The 18,200-nt window shown below is 59.6% G+C and carries 13 protein-coding genes; 2 read left to right on the forward strand and 11 right to left on the reverse strand.

Annotated elements, in window-relative coordinates:
- Positions 1-109: 109 nt before the first annotated feature.
- The 3 genes from ACRC0P_RS16605 to ACRC0P_RS16615 form a co-directional block, all read right to left on the reverse strand.
- Positions 110-1,504, reverse strand: coding sequence for a hypothetical protein (locus ACRC0P_RS16605; RefSeq protein ID WP_438632417.1), 1,395 nt, complete (start codon positions 1,502-1,504; stop codon positions 110-112).
- 451 nt (positions 1,505-1,955) lie between these two features.
- On the reverse strand, positions 1,956-2,573 hold the full coding sequence (locus tag ACRC0P_RS16610; protein WP_438632418.1) for a Fic/DOC family protein: 618 nt from the start codon (positions 2,571-2,573) through the stop codon (positions 1,956-1,958).
- A 20-nt stretch (positions 2,574-2,593) separates the two neighbouring features.
- The gene (locus tag ACRC0P_RS16615; RefSeq protein ID WP_438632419.1) at positions 2,594-5,500 is read right to left on the reverse strand and encodes an SNF2-related protein; all 2,907 of its coding nucleotides are present in this window, start codon (positions 5,498-5,500) and stop codon (positions 2,594-2,596) included.
- 592 nt (positions 5,501-6,092) lie between these two features.
- On the opposite strand from ACRC0P_RS16615, the gene ACRC0P_RS16620 reads away from it, so the two are divergent.
- Entirely contained in the window at positions 6,093-8,291 is a 2,199-nt protein-coding gene (locus ACRC0P_RS16620) for an OsmC domain/YcaO domain-containing protein (RefSeq protein WP_438632420.1), read from the forward strand.
- A 415-nt stretch (positions 8,292-8,706) separates the two neighbouring features.
- Here ACRC0P_RS16620 and ACRC0P_RS16625 read toward each other — a convergent pair whose 3' ends face one another.
- Complete coding sequence (locus ACRC0P_RS16625) at positions 8,707-11,643, reverse strand: M16 family metallopeptidase (RefSeq protein WP_438632421.1); 2,937 nt, start codon at positions 11,641-11,643, stop codon at positions 8,707-8,709.
- A 309-nt stretch (positions 11,644-11,952) separates the two neighbouring features.
- The gene (locus ACRC0P_RS16630) at positions 11,953-12,207 is read right to left on the reverse strand and encodes a hypothetical protein (protein ID WP_438632422.1); all 255 of its coding nucleotides are present in this window, start codon (positions 12,205-12,207) and stop codon (positions 11,953-11,955) included.
- Between the two features lie 162 nt (positions 12,208-12,369).
- On the opposite strand from ACRC0P_RS16630, the gene ACRC0P_RS16635 reads away from it, so the two are divergent.
- A complete protein-coding gene (locus ACRC0P_RS16635) occupies positions 12,370-13,275 on the forward strand; it encodes a PhzF family phenazine biosynthesis protein (RefSeq protein WP_438632423.1) in 906 nt (301 codons plus the stop codon).
- Positions 13,276-13,424: 149 nt separating this feature from the next.
- Here the strand turns inward: ACRC0P_RS16635 and mtgA are convergent, their stop codons facing one another.
- From mtgA to ACRC0P_RS16665, 6 genes are all read right to left on the reverse strand, one after another.
- Positions 13,425-14,105: a monofunctional biosynthetic peptidoglycan transglycosylase gene (gene mtgA, locus ACRC0P_RS16640; protein ID WP_438632424.1), complete on the reverse strand. Its 681-nt coding sequence runs from the start codon at positions 14,103-14,105 to the stop codon at positions 13,425-13,427.
- Positions 14,106-14,326: 221 nt separating this feature from the next.
- Positions 14,327-15,376 (reverse strand): PDDEXK nuclease domain-containing protein, encoded by a 1,050-nt coding sequence (locus ACRC0P_RS16645; RefSeq protein ID WP_438632425.1) that lies wholly within the window; start codon positions 15,374-15,376, stop codon positions 14,327-14,329.
- Positions 15,377-15,451: 75 nt separating this feature from the next.
- The gene (locus tag ACRC0P_RS16650) at positions 15,452-16,924 is read right to left on the reverse strand and encodes a C13 family peptidase (protein ID WP_438632426.1); all 1,473 of its coding nucleotides are present in this window, start codon (positions 16,922-16,924) and stop codon (positions 15,452-15,454) included.
- A gap of 107 nt (positions 16,925-17,031) precedes the next feature.
- The gene (locus ACRC0P_RS16655; RefSeq protein ID WP_438632427.1) at positions 17,032-17,421 is read right to left on the reverse strand and encodes a hypothetical protein; all 390 of its coding nucleotides are present in this window, start codon (positions 17,419-17,421) and stop codon (positions 17,032-17,034) included.
- Positions 17,372-17,584, reverse strand: a complete 213-nt coding sequence (locus tag ACRC0P_RS16660; RefSeq protein WP_438632428.1) for a hypothetical protein — start codon at positions 17,582-17,584, stop codon at positions 17,372-17,374. Before ACRC0P_RS16660 ends, ACRC0P_RS16655 begins: the two co-directional genes overlap by 50 nt.
- Entirely contained in the window at positions 17,581-17,910 is a 330-nt protein-coding gene (locus tag ACRC0P_RS16665) for a winged helix-turn-helix domain-containing protein (RefSeq protein WP_308364318.1), read from the reverse strand. The genes ACRC0P_RS16660 and ACRC0P_RS16665 overlap by 4 nt, the downstream gene beginning before the upstream one ends.
- Positions 17,911-18,200: the final 290 nt, after the last annotated feature.

Consider the following 18,200-nt stretch of genomic DNA (forward strand, 5'->3'; position numbering starts at 1 on the left):
AGCGCGGCCAGCCGGGTTCGAGCGGCGGATAATGACTCGAGTGGTCGGCAATCCGGTCACGCCAACCCTCTCGACCTCGGCGCCACCACTCGATAGTGGCCTTCGCCATTTATGTGCGGATTTGCTCAGCCGCTAACAGCTGCCAATCCTGCAGTTGGGCCTCGCTGGCAAACACCTGTTCCAACAGTGCCGTGTGCCCGGCGAGGCGGTCGAGGGTGATGCAGTAGTTGGTTTCGGTAACAAATTTCTTCTTGAGCCACAGCTTTTTCTGGAAATTCTCCAGCTGCGCGAGGAACGTAATAATGCTCTCGCCCAGTTTGCGGATCACTTCGATCTTGCTCAGTAGCGGCGCCAGGCGCGTGGGGTTGTTTTTGAGGGAAGCCAGGTCGGCCCAGTCGAGCAGTTCGTTCTTGATATAGAAATCCAACTCGCGATTCAGAAAGCCGCCGAGATCCTTGTGGATAAAGTAATCGAAGCTGTTTTTCTTGGTGTAGTTGTTGAGCTGGCCCTGCAGGCGGCTGTAGTCGGCCTGTTCGCCGTTAGCCTTGGTGTAGGGCTGCTCCAGCAGTTGGCGCCACTGGTCGGGCAGATTGCTGTCGCCGCTTAGCAGCCAGGCGGTGGCACTGGCCACCAGCACCCCCTGTACCGGCGGCTTCTTCTTGGCCGCGGCGGTGGCCTTGGCCAGTTCGGCCTGAATCGCGGGGTTGCTGTTCCAGTCCTCCTGGGTAGCGGCGCGGAACACAAAGCGGATCTGCAGCACCTCGAACTGCTGGCCGTCTTCGCTGGGCTCGCCCTGAATCAGCTCGAATGGATGCTCGGCGTCGAGGATAAATACCCGCTTGCCGTTGTCGCCCTCCTTGTTGTTGTTCTGGGCACCGGCCTCGGCGTCCACCAGCTTGAAGTGCACCCGCAGGGGATCGGGTTCGGATTCTGTGGTGTGCGGGTTGAGGCGGAAGCTGTAGTCGCGCAGGGTCTCGCTGCTTTTGATGTAGTACTGGTCCTTGTTGGCCCAGTGCAGCACCACCTCTTCGCCCTGGTAGGGGATGGCATAGGTGCCGTCTTTGTACACCCGGCGGGAGAGGAAATCCCCCTCGTCGTAGTAGCGGTTGAAGAAGGTCACCAGGGCGTCGTACACCTCGCCCTCTTCCCGCGCCAGGTCGAAGCCGTCGCTCAGTTGGGCCTTGAGCTGCTGTACCTTGGGCAGGGTGTCCGGGTCCACTTCCAGGGCCTGGGCGCCGGCGATGGCCTTGTCGAGTTCCTTCTGTAGCTCGGCCTTGTCGCTGGAGGCGAAGTTGGCAAAGGCCTCGCGGGTGATGCGCGGCAGGTCGCGCTCGATAAAGCTGTTAATGTCGTCTTTTCGGGCGTGCATGATGCGGTAGAGGCCGAAGTCCAGTTCCGGCTGGTTGAGCTGGAACATCTCGCGCAGGAGTTCGGCAAACTGTGCGCGGCGCTGTTCGACCTTGTGTACCTGGGTGCTGTTGGAGCTGAGGGGTTGGTCGGTCATGGGGCCCTTGGTTCCTTGTAGTCGTTCTCGTGCCCAGCCTTGTGAGCTCGGTCTTTGCAAAATGGCGCTTATTTTGCGACAAGGACGGCGCCAGGACCAGCGGCCCGAGCTAACGAATCTGCGTGGCCCCAGGGTATTTTGGTGCGGGGGGTGTGCATGGAGGCATTGGTAGGTGTTCTAGGCCACTTCTGGTATAATTCTTGAGCTATTCAGGAGATTGACCATGACCCGTCGGCCCAAGTCCGTCATTCGCAAAGTCAGCCGGGATCAAATTCGCCGCTCTGTCGCCAGCTCTAGCGCAATAGAGACTGGTGAGTCAAGCAAGCTGATCGAGGCGCGGTTGAAAGCCCGCAAGCGTCGCTTCCCGGATCTGCTCCTGGCCCGTTGATTTGCGCTCCCTTCCCTAAGTGATTCGAGGGGGCAGCCAAGCCGCTCCCCTCCGCTTCCGCGACTAATCCTGCTGTTGCTCCAGCACGTCCCTGATCAGCCGCTGCATATGCTGATAATCGCCGCCCACTCCCGCCTGAATTGACCTGAAGTAAAACTCCCTGTGGTCTTCCCACAACTGGTAGTCCAGTGGTTGAAAGCCGGCCTGAAGCGCCATTACGTCCAGCAGCAGGCGGGATATTCGGCCATTGCCTTCTCTAAAGGGATGAATCAGGATAAATTCCACATGGCTTTCGGCCATGTAGCGGATGAATTCTTCGTCTGGTGTGTCCGACAGAGAGGGAAACTGCTGAAGGTATTGCTGTTCAAAGTTCTTGACAAGCTTTGGCAGTGTGCCAGCACTGGCAAAGTGGAAGCCGCCTTTGCTCATATTGACCTTGCGCAGGCTGCCCGCCCACGGGTACAGATTGCCCAGCCACCGGTGGTGCCAGTGCCGGATATCCGCAAAGGACAGTGTATCGCGTGCTTGAGGTAGAACCTCTTCGTAGAGCGCCTCCAACAACTCCGTTTCGGCATCGTCGATATCCCGTTTGCTGGTCAGGCCCGGGATATTGCGCAGCACGCCCTCCTCTCCACCTGGCTGCTGTTCTGCCTCGCTTCCCGTTGCATCGTACCGGCTCATTGGCGTGGTCTTGACCTACATCAGGCGCCAGCGGATGGTGAACAGCTTCTGGGTACTGCTCTTCTGGTACATCTGCTCTTCTGGTACATCTGCTGTTCCAGGGCATCGATGAGGGCGTCGCGGCGGGCCTCGATAGCATCTTCCACGTCAAAAATTTCCTGGCGCTGGCGGCGCTGCAGCCGTTCCAACTTCTTGATCGACTCCTGCGCTTCCTTTTGTTCCTGAATGGTGTCCGCCTGGCGGGATAGCTTCTTGGCCCTCTGCAGTTCTGCGCGGGTATCTTCCAGCTGCTTCTGTGCAGATTTCATCTGGTCTTCCGCCCAGGCCTCGAGCTTGTCGCGCTCGCGCTTGAAGTATTCGTTGTTTTCATCTAGCAGCTTGCTGAGCCTGGCGTCCAGCTGGCGTTTGGCGTTTTGTTCCAGTGTCCGGGGCGGTGTTTGCTCGTTGCTGCCTCCGCTAAGTGGCACGGCTTGCGCCTGCAGCAGGAATAAGTCGGCGCACTGCTCCGTATCCAGCAGTCGGCCGTCGTCGGTGAATGCGGTAAATACCAGGTGCTCCTCATTCTGGAAGCTGGACAACTGTAGTTGATTCAGTTCCAGCCATCCGGCTTGCCCCTGTAGCGGTTCCAGGGAGGAGAGCTTTCTGGTGAAGCCGGCAAGATCAAATTCAACGGCCTCCAACGGCGTGTCCAGGCGTCTGCCAGTATCGAGCACCCACTCCCCCAGCGGGTGGCCAAGCCGGTATTTGTGGGCCTGTTCGATAGGTTTCAGTTGCTTGTCTTTGCTGGTCAACTGATAGAGCCCCGGCGGAACAGAAATGCCCTCTGGGGGTTGGTCCAGCTGAAATGTGAGATTGGCGGGAGTGAACGATGCGCGCGATGCCAGTATGTGACGGCTGAGGTTCCAGAACATGCGGCTCATCAGGTCCAGCTGCATTTGAGCCTCTTCGTGTCGGAGCTTGAGCTTGTCGTGGATGTTGGCGTCGAAGTGCTCAAACAGCTTTTCTCGAGTTTCATCCATGCGCTTGGCGATGTCTTCCTCCAGCTCTCGCTGCAGTCGGTCAAAGGCGGCTTGGATTTCGGCGGGATCACGGCACTCGTTATAAATCGAGACTATGCGTTTTTCGATGTCGAGACCGGACTCGATACTGCCCAAAACATCGTCGGAAGCGCCGAAGAGGCCATCGAATAGCTGGAACTTGTGGCTGAGGAGCTCCAGTACTCGGCGGTCCGCCTGATTCTGTTTGTTCAGGAAGTTAATGACCACGACATCGTGTTTCTGGCCGTAGCGATGGCAACGGCCTATGCGCTGTTCCACGCGCTGTGGATTCCAGGGCAAGTCGTAGTTGATGACCAGGCTACAGAACTGCAGGTTGACCCCCTCGGCTGCGGCCTCCGTAGCGATAAGGACTTCGGCATCCGAGCGGAAATGGTCAATGATGGCTGTGCGGGCATCGACGGCGCGACTACCTGTTACCCGGTCGGTACCCTTGTGTGCTTCGAGCCACTGCTGGTAGATGGCATTGGTACCCGGTGCGTTGTTGCTTCCGCTAAACAGAGCAACTTTGCCGGCGTAGCCGTGCCGCTCCAGGTGGCTCGCCAGGTATTCCTGGGTTCGGCAGGACTCGGTAAAAATCACGGCTTTGCGCTCGGCTCCTCGCTCCGCCATCTTATTGAGGCCCTGCTCCAGTGCTACCAGTAGGGACTCGGATTTGGCATCTTCGTGAATGCGGCCGGCCAGTTCCCGATATTGCTCCAGTTCGGCAATCTCGCCGCGTAACTTGTCGAGATCAATAGTTATTTCCATGCTACTGACTTCGTACTCGGGCGATTCTTCCGCAGCCTCAAGCAGTTCATCGTCGAAGTCGTCGTCCAGCAGGCCTTCCGGCCAGGGATCATTAGTTGCGGTGATGCTGCCCTTTGCCTCCAGCTTCTTAAGGCGTTTCAGCAAACTATCCAGGGTTTTGCGCACCGCAGCGGTTGAGGATGCCAGCAGCTTGCGTACAACCAGGGTCACCAGGTGTCGCTGCTGCACCGGTACTCCGTAGCTGTCGGCGCGTTGAAGATATGCCGAGATCGAGTAGTAGAGGCGCATTTCATCCTCACTGGGCTCGAACTCGTAGGTATAGGCTTTTCGCTCGGTGTAGGGAACGTACTCCAACACCTGCTTGCGCAGGGTACGATGAATGAACTCTTCCAGCCGTGCCTTTAGCCTCAAAAGATCGCTATCACTGCGCATGTACTGTTGGCGGAAACTGGCTTTGTCGCCAAACAGGTTTTCGTCAATGATGGTAGATAGGCCGAATAGCTCCAGCAGAGTATTTTGCAGCGGCGTCGCTGTGAGCAGCAGCTTCTTACAGCCGGCAAAGGTCTCGCGGAGGCTATTGCCAATGATGTTGCTGTACCTGTGGGCGTTACGCAGCTTGTGGGCTTCATCAATCACTACCAAATCCCAGGGGATTTGGCGTAACTGCTGCTCCATCCGCTTGGCAAATTGGTAGGAGAAGATCGAAATAGCCGGGCTGCCGAAGGGATCGGGGTTGCCACCCTGGCGCAGAGCTCTCCACGTCTTATTGTCCAGTACTTGGGTGGGTAGGTGGAATTTCTCTGCCAGCTCATTCGCCCATTGCTTGCGCAGCGCTGCCGGGCAAATGACCACAATATGGCGCTTTCTCTCTGCCCAGAGCTGGGCCATGACCAGTGAGGCTTCAATGGTCTTTCCCAGTCCTACCTCATCTGCCAGAACGACGCCTTTCACCAGGGGGTTTTGCAAGGCAAAGAGTGCGGCGTCGATTTGGTGGGGGTTGAGATCGACGGAAGCATCGAACAGAGAGCTCCCCAACCGACCTACGTCGCCACCTCTGCGCTGGCGGGTGAGCTCAAAGGCAAAGAACTTGGCATGATAATCCGTAATCTGCGAAGGCGACATAGGTGTTCCCAATGATTTCGGCAGCATAAGCCATTCTGTCTTAACGGGGAATTGAGTGCAAAGTATCTATAGGGCTTGATACAACTGGGCGTTGGGCGGAGTTTGGGGATCATGATGCTGCGCTTTGCCGCGAAATTTATGCGTGCGGTAGAATTTATTGGCCAGTGATATCTCTGCCTCAGAGAGCCAGTGCGCCGAGAACCCCCTCGAACAGAAGCACCCGTTCAATACCCGGCGTATGGCGCATCTGCATCCGGGGCTGCAGCGGTTGCCGCGAGTGAGCTTTGAGGGGATGCTGCAGCCGTTTGAGAAAATGATCTCGTTGCAGAAAGGTAGGGCTGGTGGGGCCAATACGGTGGAGTAGGGGGCTGCCAGGGGGGATTCCTTGGAAATGGTGTGAGTGGAGTCTTCGGGCTCTGATCGCGGCCATGGGCGGATGGCCGCCCCGCCGCTCCTACAGGTGGGCCGAGGGTTCGTTCTTGCTCTTGCCGGGGTGAACCTGTCCCGGACGGGCAGACGCGGCGGCGCAAAATCTGGATAATGCCGCCCTTCAGTTCAATGGCTCGCCATCCTCCAGCCCCGGTAGTCCCCAATGGAAATCAACGTCAACTTCCTCGATAACCTGCGCCTCGAAGCCAAGTTTGACGACTTCACGGTCATCACCGACCAGCCGATCCGCTACAAGGGCGACGGTTCGGCGCCGAGTCCGTTCGACTACTTCCTGGCGTCCTCGGCGCTGTGTGCGGCCTACTTTGTTCGCGTTTACTGCAAGGCGCGGGATATTCCGACCCACAATATCCGCCTGTCGCAGAACAATATTGTCGATCCGGAAAACCGCTACAACCAGATCTTCAAGATCCAGGTGGAGCTGCCGGAGGATATCTCCGAGAAAGACCGGCAGGGTATTCTGCGTTCCATCGATCGCTGCACGGTCAAGAAGGTGGTGCAGACCGGCCCAGAGTTCCAGATAGAGACGGTGGAGAACTTGGCCGAGGACGCCCAGGCGCTGTTGATGGTGCAGCCGGACGCCGAGCACCGCACCTTTATCGAGGGCAAGGACCTGCCGCTGGAGCAGACCATCGCCAACATGACCGGCCTGCTGGCGGATCTGGGCATGAAGATCGAGATCGCTTCCTGGCGCAATATCGTGCCCCATGTGTGGTCGCTGCATATACGCGATGCGGCCTCGCCCATGTGCTTTACCAACGGCAAGGGCGCCACCAAGGAGGCGGCGCTGTGTTCGGCGCTGGGGGAGTTTCTCGAGCGGCTGAACTGCAACTTCTTCTACAACGACCAGTACTTCGGCGAGGAGATCGCCAAAAGCGACTTTGTCCACTACCCGAACGAGCGCTGGTTTATGCCGGGGCCGGAGGACGAACTGCCGGCGGGCATCCTGGACGGCCACACCCGGGCTATCTACAACCCGGACGGTGAGCTGCGGGGCTCCAACCTGGTCGACACCAACTCCGGCCGCGCCGACCGCGGCATCTGCTCGCTGCCGTTTGTGCGCCGCTCGGACGGTGAGGTGGTGTACTTCCCGTCGAACCTGATCGAGAACCTGTTCCTGAGCAACGGCATGAGCGCCGGCAATACGCTGGCCGAGGCCGAGGTGCAGTGCCTGTCGGAGATCTTCGAGCGGGCGGTGAAGAGGGAGATTATCGAGCAGGAAATCGCGCTGCCGGATGTGCCCCGCGCCGTGCTGGCGCAGTACCCGGATATCGTCGAGGCCGTGGAGGCGCTGGAGAAACAGGGCTTCCCGATTCTGGTCAAGGATGCCTCCCTGGGCGGGCGCTTCCCGGTGATGTGCGTGACGCTGATGAACCCGCGCACCGGCGGTGTGTTTGCGTCCTTCGGCGCGCATCCGAGCTTCCATGTGGCGCTGGAGCGCAGCCTGACCGAGCTGATGCAGGGGCGCAGCTTCGAGGGCCTGAACGATGTGCCGCCGCCGACGTTCAACAGTCACGCGGTGACCGAGCCCAACAACTTTGTCGAGCACTTTATCGATTCCACCGGGGTGGTGTCCTGGCGTTTCTTCAGTGCCAGATCGGACTACGAGTTCGTGGAGTGGGATTTTTCCGGCGATCACGCGGACAGTAACGAGACCGAGGCCGGGCGCCTGTTCGGCATTCTCGAGGAGCTGGACAAGGAGGTGTACGTGGCCGTCTACGAGGACCTGGGCGCGCCCACCTGCCGTATCCTGGTGCCGGGCTATTCCGAAGTGTACCCGGTCGAGGACCTGGTCTGGGACAACACCAATAAGGCGCTGGATTACCGCGAGGATATTCTCAACCTCCATTCCCTGAGCGATGCACAGCTGGAGGACCTGGTGGAGCGGCTGGAAGAGAGCCAGATCGACAATTACGAGACCATCATCACGCTGATCGGTGTCGAGTTCGACGAGAACACCGTCTGGGGGCAGTTGACGGTGCTGGAGCTGAAGCTGCTGATTTATCTCGCGTTGCAGCGGCACGAGGAGGCGCTGGAGCTGGTGGAGACTTTCCTGCAGTTCAACGACAACACGGTCGAGCGCGGGCTCTTTTACCAGGCGGTGAATGCGGTGCTGGAAGTGGTGCTGGATGATGAGCTGGAGCTGGGTGATTATCTGGCGAATTTCCGGCGGATGTTCGGCGAGGAGACGATGGAGGCGGTTGTCGGTTCGGTAGCTGGCAACGTGCGTTTCCACGGCCTGGCGCCGACCAATATGCAGTTGGAGGGGCTGGATAAGCATCTGCGCCTGATCGAGAGCTATACAAAGCTGCATGCTGCGCGCGCCAGGAAACAGGCTGGCTGACTCCTTGTAGGAGCGGCCCATGGCCGCGATCAGCCTTTGGGTGCCACCGGACACCGTTCGCGGCCATGGGCCGCTCCTACAGGGGGCGCCGAGCCCCGCTCTGGACGACGGTGGCTGTAGGAGCCTGCTTGCAGGCGAACAGCGGTTGGGACGAGGCCCGACCATTATTCGCCTGCAAGCAGGCTCCTACGGGCAAATTAGCTGCGTAGGATGGGCAAAGCGCAGTGTGCCCATCAGCGGGCGGTTTGATGGGCATGACAAGATTTATTGCCTTGCGGATAGGTGGTTGCGATTTGGGAGCAAAAAAGCCCGCCGGGTTGGCGGGCTACGGTTTGAGTATGGGGGCTGCTGACGCTTGCCCTCTCCCCCGGCCCCTCTCCCGGAGGGAGAGGGGAGAAAAGGGGCGCTAGATGGCTTAGAGGCTGGCAGACTCCGTGCTTTCTGCCGGCTCCCCGGCCTCCTTCACATAACCATCCTCATCCAGCTCCACAATCGGCATGCCCAGCGCCTTCACATCCTCGCGGATGCTGGCCGCATCGCCCACCACGACGATCGCCAGTTTTTCCGGCTCCAGCACGTCGGTGATGACCTTGTTCAGGGTCTTGCGGTCCGTGTCCTTCAGGATCGCGTTCTGTTGTGAGCGATAGTCCAGCGGCAGGTTGTAGCTCAGGATGCGGTTGAGCAGGCCGAGTTTGTCTCCCGGGGTTTCGTATTTGCGCGCTTCCTGCTGGCCGATGGCCGCGCGCATATAGTCGAACTCGGCTTCGGTCATGCCCTCGCCGTCGAATTTCTCCAGCTCGGTGAGCACCTCGTTCAGTGCGTCCGCGGTCGCGTCCTTTTTCACTTCGGAGCTGAACAGGTAGAGGCCGTCATCCGGCTGGCCCTGGAGATAGGTGCGGGCGCCGTAGGTGTAGCCCTTGTCTTCGCGCAGGTTCAGGTTGATGCGGCTGTTGAAGTTGCCACCCAGCGGGAAGTTGCCCAGGTTGGCCAGGTAGTAGTCCCCCAGCGCATCGTAGGGCAGGGCGTACTGGCTGGCGCGCAGGCTGGACTGGGCCGCGCCCTCCTTGTTGACCAGGTACACGGTGCGCTGATCGAATTCCGGTTTCTCGAAGGCGAGCGCCTTGCGGGCGGGCTCGGTGACTTCCAGCTGTGCCAGGCCGTCCAGCGCCGCGACGATGGTGTCGTGGGGCAGGCTGGTGCTGACGGTGACGCCGCGCAGGTGGGTGGGGAAGTGGGCCTTGTAGTAGCCCTCGATATCCTTGAGGGTGATATTGGCCACGGTGCCCGGCAGGCCGTCGCTGGGGAAACTGAGCGGGTGTTCCGGCCCGCGCATCACCGCGCCCAGCGCGCGGGTAGCCAGCCCTTGCGGTGTCTTGCGGGCCTGTTGCAGGCCCTCGATGGTCTGCTGCTTGATGCGGGCGAAGTCTTCTTCGGTGAAGTCTGGCTTGAGGATGCGCTCCATCATCAGCGGCATGGCCGCGTCCAGGTGCTTGGCCAGCACGTTCAGCGTGACGGTGGTGTCGTGCTGCCCGGCGTGGATACTGATGGAGGCACCCAGGCGTTTCAGCGCCTCGGCGAATGCGGCCGCGCTGCGCTCGGTGGTGGCCTCTTCCATCAGCGACGTCATCAGCGCGGTGAGGCCGGCCTTGCCGCGCGGCTCGTCGCGCTGACCGACGCCAAACACGGCGCGCACGGTCACCGTGGGCGTTTCGTCGTTCTGCACCGCCAGCAGGCGCACGCCGTTTTCCAGTTCGCCGTCGCGGATCGCCGGCAGTTCCACCTGCGGGTTGATGCCCGGGGTGGGCTGCACGCTGCGGTCGAAGTTGTCTTTTACCGGGCGCAGCGCCAGGGCCTCGCCGTCATCGTCGTAGCTTTCGGGAATGGTGCGTTTCCATTCATAGTTTTGCGGCGCGGCCGCCAGCTCCTTCTTGCCGTTGGGCACTATGCTGAGCAGCACGGAGGGCTTGCCGGCGATGTACTGGTCGAACACCCGCGTGACATCATCGGTCTCCACGGAGCGGTAGGCCTCAATCTGCTCGTCGATACCCTTGGGGCTGCCGGTGAAGGTTTCGAAGGAAGCCAGTGTGGATACCTTGCCGGAGACGGACTGCAGGCCGAACACGCGGTCGGATTCATAGCCGGCCTTGAACTTGAGCAGGTCGTCCTCGGTGACGCCGCGCTCGGCGAACTCGGTGAGGGTGTCGCGCACCGCCTGTTCCATCTCCGCCAGGGATTCGCCGGAGCCGGGGTTCTGGATCACGATAAACCACATCTCGCAGGCCAGCTCCTTGCAGGAGTGGTTTACGCTCGCCTGTACCGCGCGGCCGGTCTGCACCAGGCGCTGGTAGAGCATCGAGTCCTGGCCCTGGCCGAGGATCTCCGCCGCCGCATCCAGTGCCGGCTCGTCCGCGTGGTTGTAGTGCACGGTGGGGATCATCATCGCCAGTGCGGGCAGGTGGATATTGTCTTCCAGGGTGACATAGCGATCCGCCTCGAGTTTGGCGGGCTGCTTGGGCAGGTCCTCGACGGCGGGGCCCGCGGGAATAGTGCCGAAATATTTCGCCACCCATTCCAGCGTCTGCGCCGGATTTATATCGCCACCGATGCTCACCACCGCGTTGTTGGGGCCGTACCAGCGCAGGAAGAAGCGCTTGAGGTCCTTGAGATCGGCGCGGTTGAGGTCTTCCATCCAGCCGATCACCGGCCAGGAGTAGGGATGACCATCCGGGTAGGTGGCGGCGTACAGGGTTTCCAGGGCGCGGCCGTAGGGGCGGTTGTCCACCCGCTGGCCACGCTCGTTTTTCACGGTCTCGCGCTGGACCTCAAACTTGTCCTCGGTGACCGCGTCCAGGAACACGCCCATGCGGTCGGACTCCAGCCACAGCACGGTTTCCAGCTGGTTGGCCGGCACTGTCTCGTAGTAGTTGGTGCGGTCGTTGTTGGTGCTGCCGTTGAGGGTGCCGCCGGCTTCCTGAATGATACGGAAATGCTCCTCGTCGGCGACGTTCACCGAACCCTGGAACATCATGTGTTCGAAGAAGTGCGCAAAGCCGGAGCGGCCCGGGTCTTCCCGGTTGGAGCCCACGTGATAGGTCACATCCACATGCGCCAGCGGGTCCGAGTGATCCTCGTGCAGGACCACGGTGAGGCCATTGTCGAGCTTATATTTGCTGTAGGGGATGGCGATCTCGGCGCCGTCGCCGTCGAATGTTTCAACGAGGGTGACACCCGCGGGCAGTGCACTTTGTGCCTCCGCTGCCGTGCCGTTTTGTGAGGCCGGATCCTCCGGCCTCTCGCTGCAGGCTGCGAGCAGCGCGGCGGTGAGGATCAGTGCGGTTTTTATTGAATGCATGGCGATTCAAGTCTCCCTCTGTGATGCGTAAGTAATCGAAGGCGCGCCGTGCGAGGGCGCAACGGATTAGTACCGGTTGTGTATCAGTCTTGCGTCTTACCATAATAGGTAAGGTCACCGTAGCCAACACCACGCCGTCACCGCCTCCGGAAATAATAATATCGGGAAAGCCGTCAAGGTTCACGTCCGACACATCGGCGGTGGTATTGCTCCGCGGTGAAAATATCTCGCCGAGAAAGTTAAGGGTAAAGCTATTCCCACCCTGGTTCATGATCGCGTAGGCGTCGTAAAGGACTGTAAGCAGGAAGTCTATACGGCCATTCCATCGATATCGGCAAATTGCACGCCCTGTCTGTAGCTGCCGGAAAACTCGAATTCGGAAATTTCCGTCACTTCTTCGAAATTACCCTGCTCAACCTGGTAGAGAACGTTAATGTAGCTACCGGCATGCCGCGGCCGTGAGTGTGCCTCTCCCGCGGTACCCTGTTCTTTTTCCATTTCACTAACCCGCTCGCTGGCGGCGGCGAACCAGGCGGTGGGGGCGGCCACCCGTGTCCAGCGCATCGCCGTACAGGGCCGCGCTGAACCAGGTGCGCTCGGGGTCGTCCCCGCAGCCGAAGGAGTGCGGTCCAGCGCGGCGGAGGTGAATATTGCGTGGTTGACAATTGAAATCCTGCCAAAATCGGGCATAGTCGTTACTGAGCAATAACCAGAAGGTGAAGGATCATGGCTCTCGATTACGCACTCCTCAATGTATTTGCCGACGTACCTTTCCAGGGCTCCCAGATTCCGGTGGTGAAGCTGGATGGGGCAACTGTCAGCGACGAAGGCAAGATGGCCATCGCCGGTGAGTTCCAGCAGACCCAGACGGTGTTCATCGAGCCGGATAACGCCGCCGCGCCGGTAAGCGTGTTCAGCAGCAGGGGGAGGGAGTTGTTTGGCGCACACACTATTCTGGCCGCTTCCTATGTGGCCTACGAGATGGGGCTGACCAAGGACGAAGGCAGCTTCGCTTCCTTCCTGCTGAAGCAGAATGACCAGCTGATCGAGAGCTTTATCGACAAGGGGGACGGGGCGCCGGGCCCCATCCAGTTTGCCCGCCTGCTCAGCCCCACCATCGACCGCTACACCCCGGACACTCCCCGCCTGGCGGCGGCACTGAACATCGATGAGAAGCACACCGCGTTCAGCAAGTACAAGCCCATGGTGGTAAGTGTGGATACCCCGACCCTGATAGTGCCCTTCACCCGCCCGGAACACGTGATGGCGGCCAGCCTGAACCACGGGTACTGGGCCGAGCTGTCCGGCGATGTGTACACCTCTGAGCTGTTCCTGTTTGCACCGGGTTCCATTACCGGTTCTTCCCAATTCCACGGCCGGCTGCTCAACCCGGACACCCCCCGCGGCGCCTTTCCGCCCATCGGCAGTGTAATGCCGGAATTTATCGCCTATCTGGCCGAGCAGCCGGATATCGCGGCCGGTACCCACACCTTCTCTATCGACCGCGGTAGCAACGATACCCGCAAGAGCATTCTGCATGCGGAATTCGACAAGAAGCCGGGCAGGGAAGTGCGTTGCCGGATCGGCGGCAATGTGATCAAGATAGGGGTGGGTTCGTTGCTGTATCCCTGAGCGATTCACGAAGTCGCCCGGCAGACAGTCGTCGGAGATCTCCGGCTGCCGGCGCTATTGCCCCCACCGCCGCAAGAATTCCCGCCGCGCAATGTTGTGGCAGCGAGTGCGACACCGGGAGGTAGATAGGCTTCATATCGAATCCGCTCTTAGAGATTCTTCAGATAGCCGGCGCCACCCAGTTTCCGCACCTGTCTGTCGATGGTCGATGCACGGCTGCGCACATAACGGGAAGGCGCTTTTGCGGACATCCGCTTTGGGCTTGGCAGTACCGCGGCCATAAGCCCCGCCTGCCAGTGGCTGATATTTTGCGCGGATGTGCCGAAAAAGCTTCTTGCCGCCGCCTCGGCACCGTAAATCCCCTCCCCGAATTCGGCGATATTCAGGTAGACCTCCAGAATCCGCTCCTTGGGCCATAGCAGTTCCATCAATAGGGTAAACCAGGCTTCCAGCCCTTTGCGCAGGTAGCTGCGGCCGTTCCACAGGAAAAGATTTTTGGCGGTCTGCTGGGTAATGGTACTGGCGCCGCGGGTGCGTTTGCGGTTTTCGTTTATGGCATTTTTGAGCGCGGCGAAATCGAAACCGTAATGCAGGGGGAACTTCTGGTCTTCCGCGGCGATTACGGCCATCTGCAGGTTGGGGGAAATCTTCTCCAGCGGTCGCCATTGCTGCTGCGCCTTGCGGCCGCTGTGCTGCTGCCAGAACTGGATCACCGCGGAAGAGGGTGGATCTACCCAGCGCAGCGTCAATACCAGCAGGACCGTTGCAGTCGCGAAGGCAACGCAGAACCAGAGGACGAATTTGAAAGGGGTTCTCAGAAACCGGGGCATAGTGGAGTCTGGTTGCCGGTTATCCTGGTCTAAGCAGTGAGATGCCTGCGGGCGCTGGAGGTTCCGGTACCCGAATATACCGCGCAAGCGATTACTGATCCGCCAATTTCCACCACCGCAAAAACTCGCGCCCCACCGTATGCTGCGGCAGCGAGTGCGATTTCCCCTCAATCCCCTATTTCGGTAATCCGCTCATCGGCGGCGGCTCTTCTACCTACCGTTTAAGTATCTACCCGATATTCGCGTGCCGCTTCCTCTATTTTCCGCTGTACGAGCGCCCGCTCTCGTTCCAGCTCGCGTTTCAGTTCCTCTTCGCTGGGCAATATAGTCAGGTATTTGGAGGCGAAGAGCTGTTGGCTGTCTTTGAGCACTGAATACTGCGCAACCGTGTGGTTGTGCTCACTGCAAAGGATCAGGCCGATGGTGGGATTGTCGTCCGGGCCGCGTTTCTGTTCTTCATAAAGCCGCACGTACATATCCATCTGGCCAACATCCTGGTGCGTAAGCTTGTTCATCTTCAGGTCGATCAGAACGAAGCATTTCAGGTAGTAGTTGTAGAAGACCAGGTCGATATAGTAATCGCCATCCTCGGTGCGGATGCGCTGCTGCCGCTCTACAAACGCGAAGCCCTTGCCCAGTTCCAACAGAAAGCGCTGCAGGTTGCTGATGATGCCCTGCTCGAGATTGCTTTCCTGATAAGGTTGGCTGTCCAGATTCAGGAAATCGAGGATATAGGGGTCACGCAGGTAGTCTTTGGGATCTTCGGCTAGGGGCTCGGTCTTCTCCTGGGCCTCGACCTCCACCGGGGCCCTGTCCTTGCTGGAGAGCAGGCGCTCGTAGTAGAGCACGCCAATTTGCCGCTCGAGGGCACGGGCACTCCAGTTCTGCTCCGCCGCCTCCCTGGCGTACCAGTCACGGGCAGAGGGGTTTTCCACCCGCAGCAGTGTGCGGTAATGGGTCCAGCTCAATTCGGGACGCACTGCGTCTCGAATTGGGAAGGCCTCGTAGAAGCGCCGCATATTGCGCAGATTTGTAGCGTCGAACCCCTTGCCGAACCGGCCGGTCAGGCGATCAGAGAGGCGCTTCATCTGTCCCTTGCCATAGGCCGCGCGCCGCTCACCCTGCTGTTCGTGTTCCAGAATCAGCCGCCCTATATGCCAGTAGGTCTGCACCATGGCGGTATTGACGCTGCGCTGCACCTGGTTGCGGGCTTGCTCGATTAGCTGACTGATTTCCTCGAACAGGTCGTCGGGTTGGGGCAGGTTATTCATGTTTCGGTTCCTTCGAGTGATTGTTTTCCTTGTATTGGTCCGGGTACGAATCGAGATCATTTTGCAGGGGTGGAGTTAATGTTTCCACCACCGTAAGAACTCCTGCCCAACCGCATGCTGCGGCAGCGAGTGCGATTCCCCCTCAATCCCCTGTTCTTTTTCCATTTCGGTAACCCGCTCATTGGCGGCGGCGAACCAGGCGGCGGGGTCGCCGACACCCGTATTCAGTGCCTCACCGTACAGCGCCGCGCTGAACCAGGTGCGCTCGGAGTCGTCGCCGCAGCCGAAGGAGGTGCGGTCCGGGGCGGCGGAGGTGAATACCACCCGGTTGGGGTTGGCCAGGGCCTCCTTCCACAGACCGGAGTAGCAGGCGGAGATCACTATCCACTGGTGGCGTGCGTTCAGGCCGTCCAGCCACTGCTTGCCGTCCGCCACCGACAGGTCATTCAGCGGCAGCTTCTTCTCGGCCAGCTTGAAGTCTCCATTGTCGTCGCCGTGGCTGACCAGGTGTACCAGCAGCAGGTCTTCTTCCGGGTCCATCAGGGTATCCAGCGCCTTGAGGCTTTCCCGCACGCTGGTGCGGGTGGCGAGAGGAAATTTATCGCCGCCGCCGTTGGAGAGGCGCAGCTGCCGTTGCTCGACATCGAATACGGTGCTCAGCCGTTCCGACACCCAGTCCACCTCCTTGGCAAACACGGGTGAGGTGCCGTCACCGCCTACCACCAGCAGGTACACATCGCGCACGCCCGGCCGCTGGGGGGCCAGTGAGGCGAGTGTCGATTGCAGTCGGTTGGCCTCGGAGTAGAGGCGCGCTTCCACGGCCGCCCTCTGTTGCCGGTGGCTGCCCTGCCAGGCCTGTTTGCTGGGGTAATACTGGCCGGATGCGAAATAGCCCGCTTCCTCCAGCGGTTCGCCCTTGTCATCCTTGCGAATGCGCACACCCTCGCCATTCGCCTCGCCGTACTCGAAGGTGGTTCGGATAATGGTGCCGTCCGGCTGGGTCAGCTCTCCCTCGCCGGCGTAGTAGGAGTATTCAAAACCGCCCTGGTAGCGATAGCCCTGTTCGTCCCGATAGCTGCCCTGCACCAGATAGCCGTATTCAAAGGTGCCTTCGTAGTGGGCGCCCTCAGTGGTCGTCTGGTGTCCCTGGCCGTGGGGCTCCCAGTCCTGGAACTCCCCTTCGTAGGCTCCCCCTTCCTCCCAGGAAACCGAGCCTTTCAGCAGTTCTCCCTGCTGGAATTGTCCCTCCCAGGCGGTCTCTCCACATTCATAGCGGCCGCTGCCATTGAGATCGCCGTCGAGAAATTCACCCTCGTAGATACAGCCATCGCCGTAATCGAACCGCCCCCGGCCGGTCATCCGGCCCTGCCGGAACTCCCCCTCGTAGAAGCGGCCATCCGGCCAGGTCAGCGTGCCCTGGCCGTGAAACAGGCCATTCTCAAGATCCCCGGTATAGACGGAGCCGTCCGGCAGGGCGGTGCCGCCGGCGAATTGTGCCGGCTCGCAGCCGGTGAGGAGTAGCAGGGCGGCGAGATAAGTGTGTTTCATGGTCGATTTCATATTCTTAGCGGTGCTTTTCTGGCTATTGGAGGCAGACTAACAAATTGGTGTCTGCCCCGCTCTATTACTGATGGCGGGCCAGTTTGAGTTGCTGATTACTTGCTCTGGAGTAAGCGCAAAAACTGCTTGTAGCCTTGTTCCTGCCCTTCGTTCTTATGCCAGGTTTCCAGCGAGTTGAGGTCGATAGGGTGGGCTTTGGCTACCAGCACAGCCTGTTCCAGGCACTGGTGGTCCCGGAAATAGTAATAGTTTGCCAGCCGATCCTTTACGCAATCGGTAGGGGTGAGCAGGCGCAGGTTCCCCAAGTCTGTCGGCAGCGTATTAACGGCTGAGGGTGGAATATGTTCTTCGCCAACCGTGAGCGGTGCGGAAGGAAATTCTACGCTCAGGCTGGAGTCGGGATGGACAAAGTATCGGCTGTTCTTGGGGCGGTTTTCAAAGCCCAGTGACCGAATCGCTTGGGCTATCTGTCGATTGGACTTCAAAACTAATATCAATAAAGTCCAGATCTTTGGAAACGTACCGTTCTGATGAATAGATAGAAACGCAGGAGCCGCCGGATAGGACCACATCGATCCCGTGATTTTTCAGGGTTTCGCACAACAGGGCCGCCAATTCCAGCCGAGATAACTCGCCGATCGGTTTCATAGCGGTTTGCTCTTTTTGCGAGGACGTCGTCGATCGAGGAGCAGGTTTTCTTTTATCTGTTCCGGATACAGATCGAGCGCTTTTTGCAGGAGTGATTTCAACTCAGGGACAAAGGGATTGCGGGGATTGAATTCATAGACCCTCGTGCGGCCGATAGTGCGACTGATCAGCAGACCATCGCGCTCCATCCTCTCCAACTGTTTCTGAATGGGGCTGAGGTCCGTTGCGAATGCCCTGGCTATCTCGGCGGCGTAGCCGCCTTCTCTGGCGCAGAGGAATACCAGAACCCGCTCGGCGCTGGTTGAGCCCAATATGGCTTCAAGCACGGCGATCACCAAAACCTTAAAAGTAGGTTTATAAACCTACATTTGAGGTATGTAAACAGGATTAATGCGGCACAAGGTCTTGTTCCGGGTCCGTCAGGGCATCGGCTCAAATTTGCAAAGGGCTGAAAGGGCGGCGCTGGCCGTAACCACACTAGTGTCCTGTATGGAACTAAATAGTGATACCAGCGGGCCGCTAAGCGGCCAGATGCAAGGCGCACTTGCGCCGGCGTAGTCATTCTACGTCAAGCAAGTGCAACGCCGCAGATGGCTGCTTAGCGGCCCGCCCGAAG

The organism is Microbulbifer sp. (genome assembly GCF_051659245.1).
Classification (GTDB): domain Bacteria; phylum Pseudomonadota; class Gammaproteobacteria; order Pseudomonadales; family Cellvibrionaceae; genus Microbulbifer.

Coding starts and splice junctions, on each gene's coding strand:
- ACRC0P_RS16605 (WP_438632417.1), bottom strand. CDS start 1,504: ATGACCGACCAACCCCTCAGCTCCAACAGCACCCAGGTACACAAGGTC.
- ACRC0P_RS16610 (WP_438632418.1), bottom strand. CDS start 2,573: ATGAGCCGGTACGATGCAACGGGAAGCGAGGCAGAACAGCAGCCAGGT.
- ACRC0P_RS16615 (WP_438632419.1), bottom strand. CDS start 5,500: ATGTCGCCTTCGCAGATTACGGATTATCATGCCAAGTTCTTTGCCTTT.
- ACRC0P_RS16620 (WP_438632420.1), top strand. CDS start 6,093: ATGGAAATCAACGTCAACTTCCTCGATAACCTGCGCCTCGAAGCCAAG.
- ACRC0P_RS16625 (WP_438632421.1), bottom strand. CDS start 11,643: ATGCATTCAATAAAAACCGCACTGATCCTCACCGCCGCGCTGCTCGCA.
- ACRC0P_RS16630 (WP_438632422.1), bottom strand. CDS start 12,207: ATGCGCTGGACACGGGTGGCCGCCCCCACCGCCTGGTTCGCCGCCGCC.
- ACRC0P_RS16635 (WP_438632423.1), top strand. CDS start 12,370: ATGGCTCTCGATTACGCACTCCTCAATGTATTTGCCGACGTACCTTTC.
- mtgA (WP_438632424.1), bottom strand. CDS start 14,105: ATGCCCCGGTTTCTGAGAACCCCTTTCAAATTCGTCCTCTGGTTCTGC.
- ACRC0P_RS16645 (WP_438632425.1), bottom strand. CDS start 15,376: ATGAATAACCTGCCCCAACCCGACGACCTGTTCGAGGAAATCAGTCAG.
- ACRC0P_RS16650 (WP_438632426.1), bottom strand. CDS start 16,924: ATGAAACACACTTATCTCGCCGCCCTGCTACTCCTCACCGGCTGCGAG.
- ACRC0P_RS16660 (WP_438632428.1), bottom strand. CDS start 17,584: ATGAAACCGATCGGCGAGTTATCTCGGCTGGAATTGGCGGCCCTGTTG.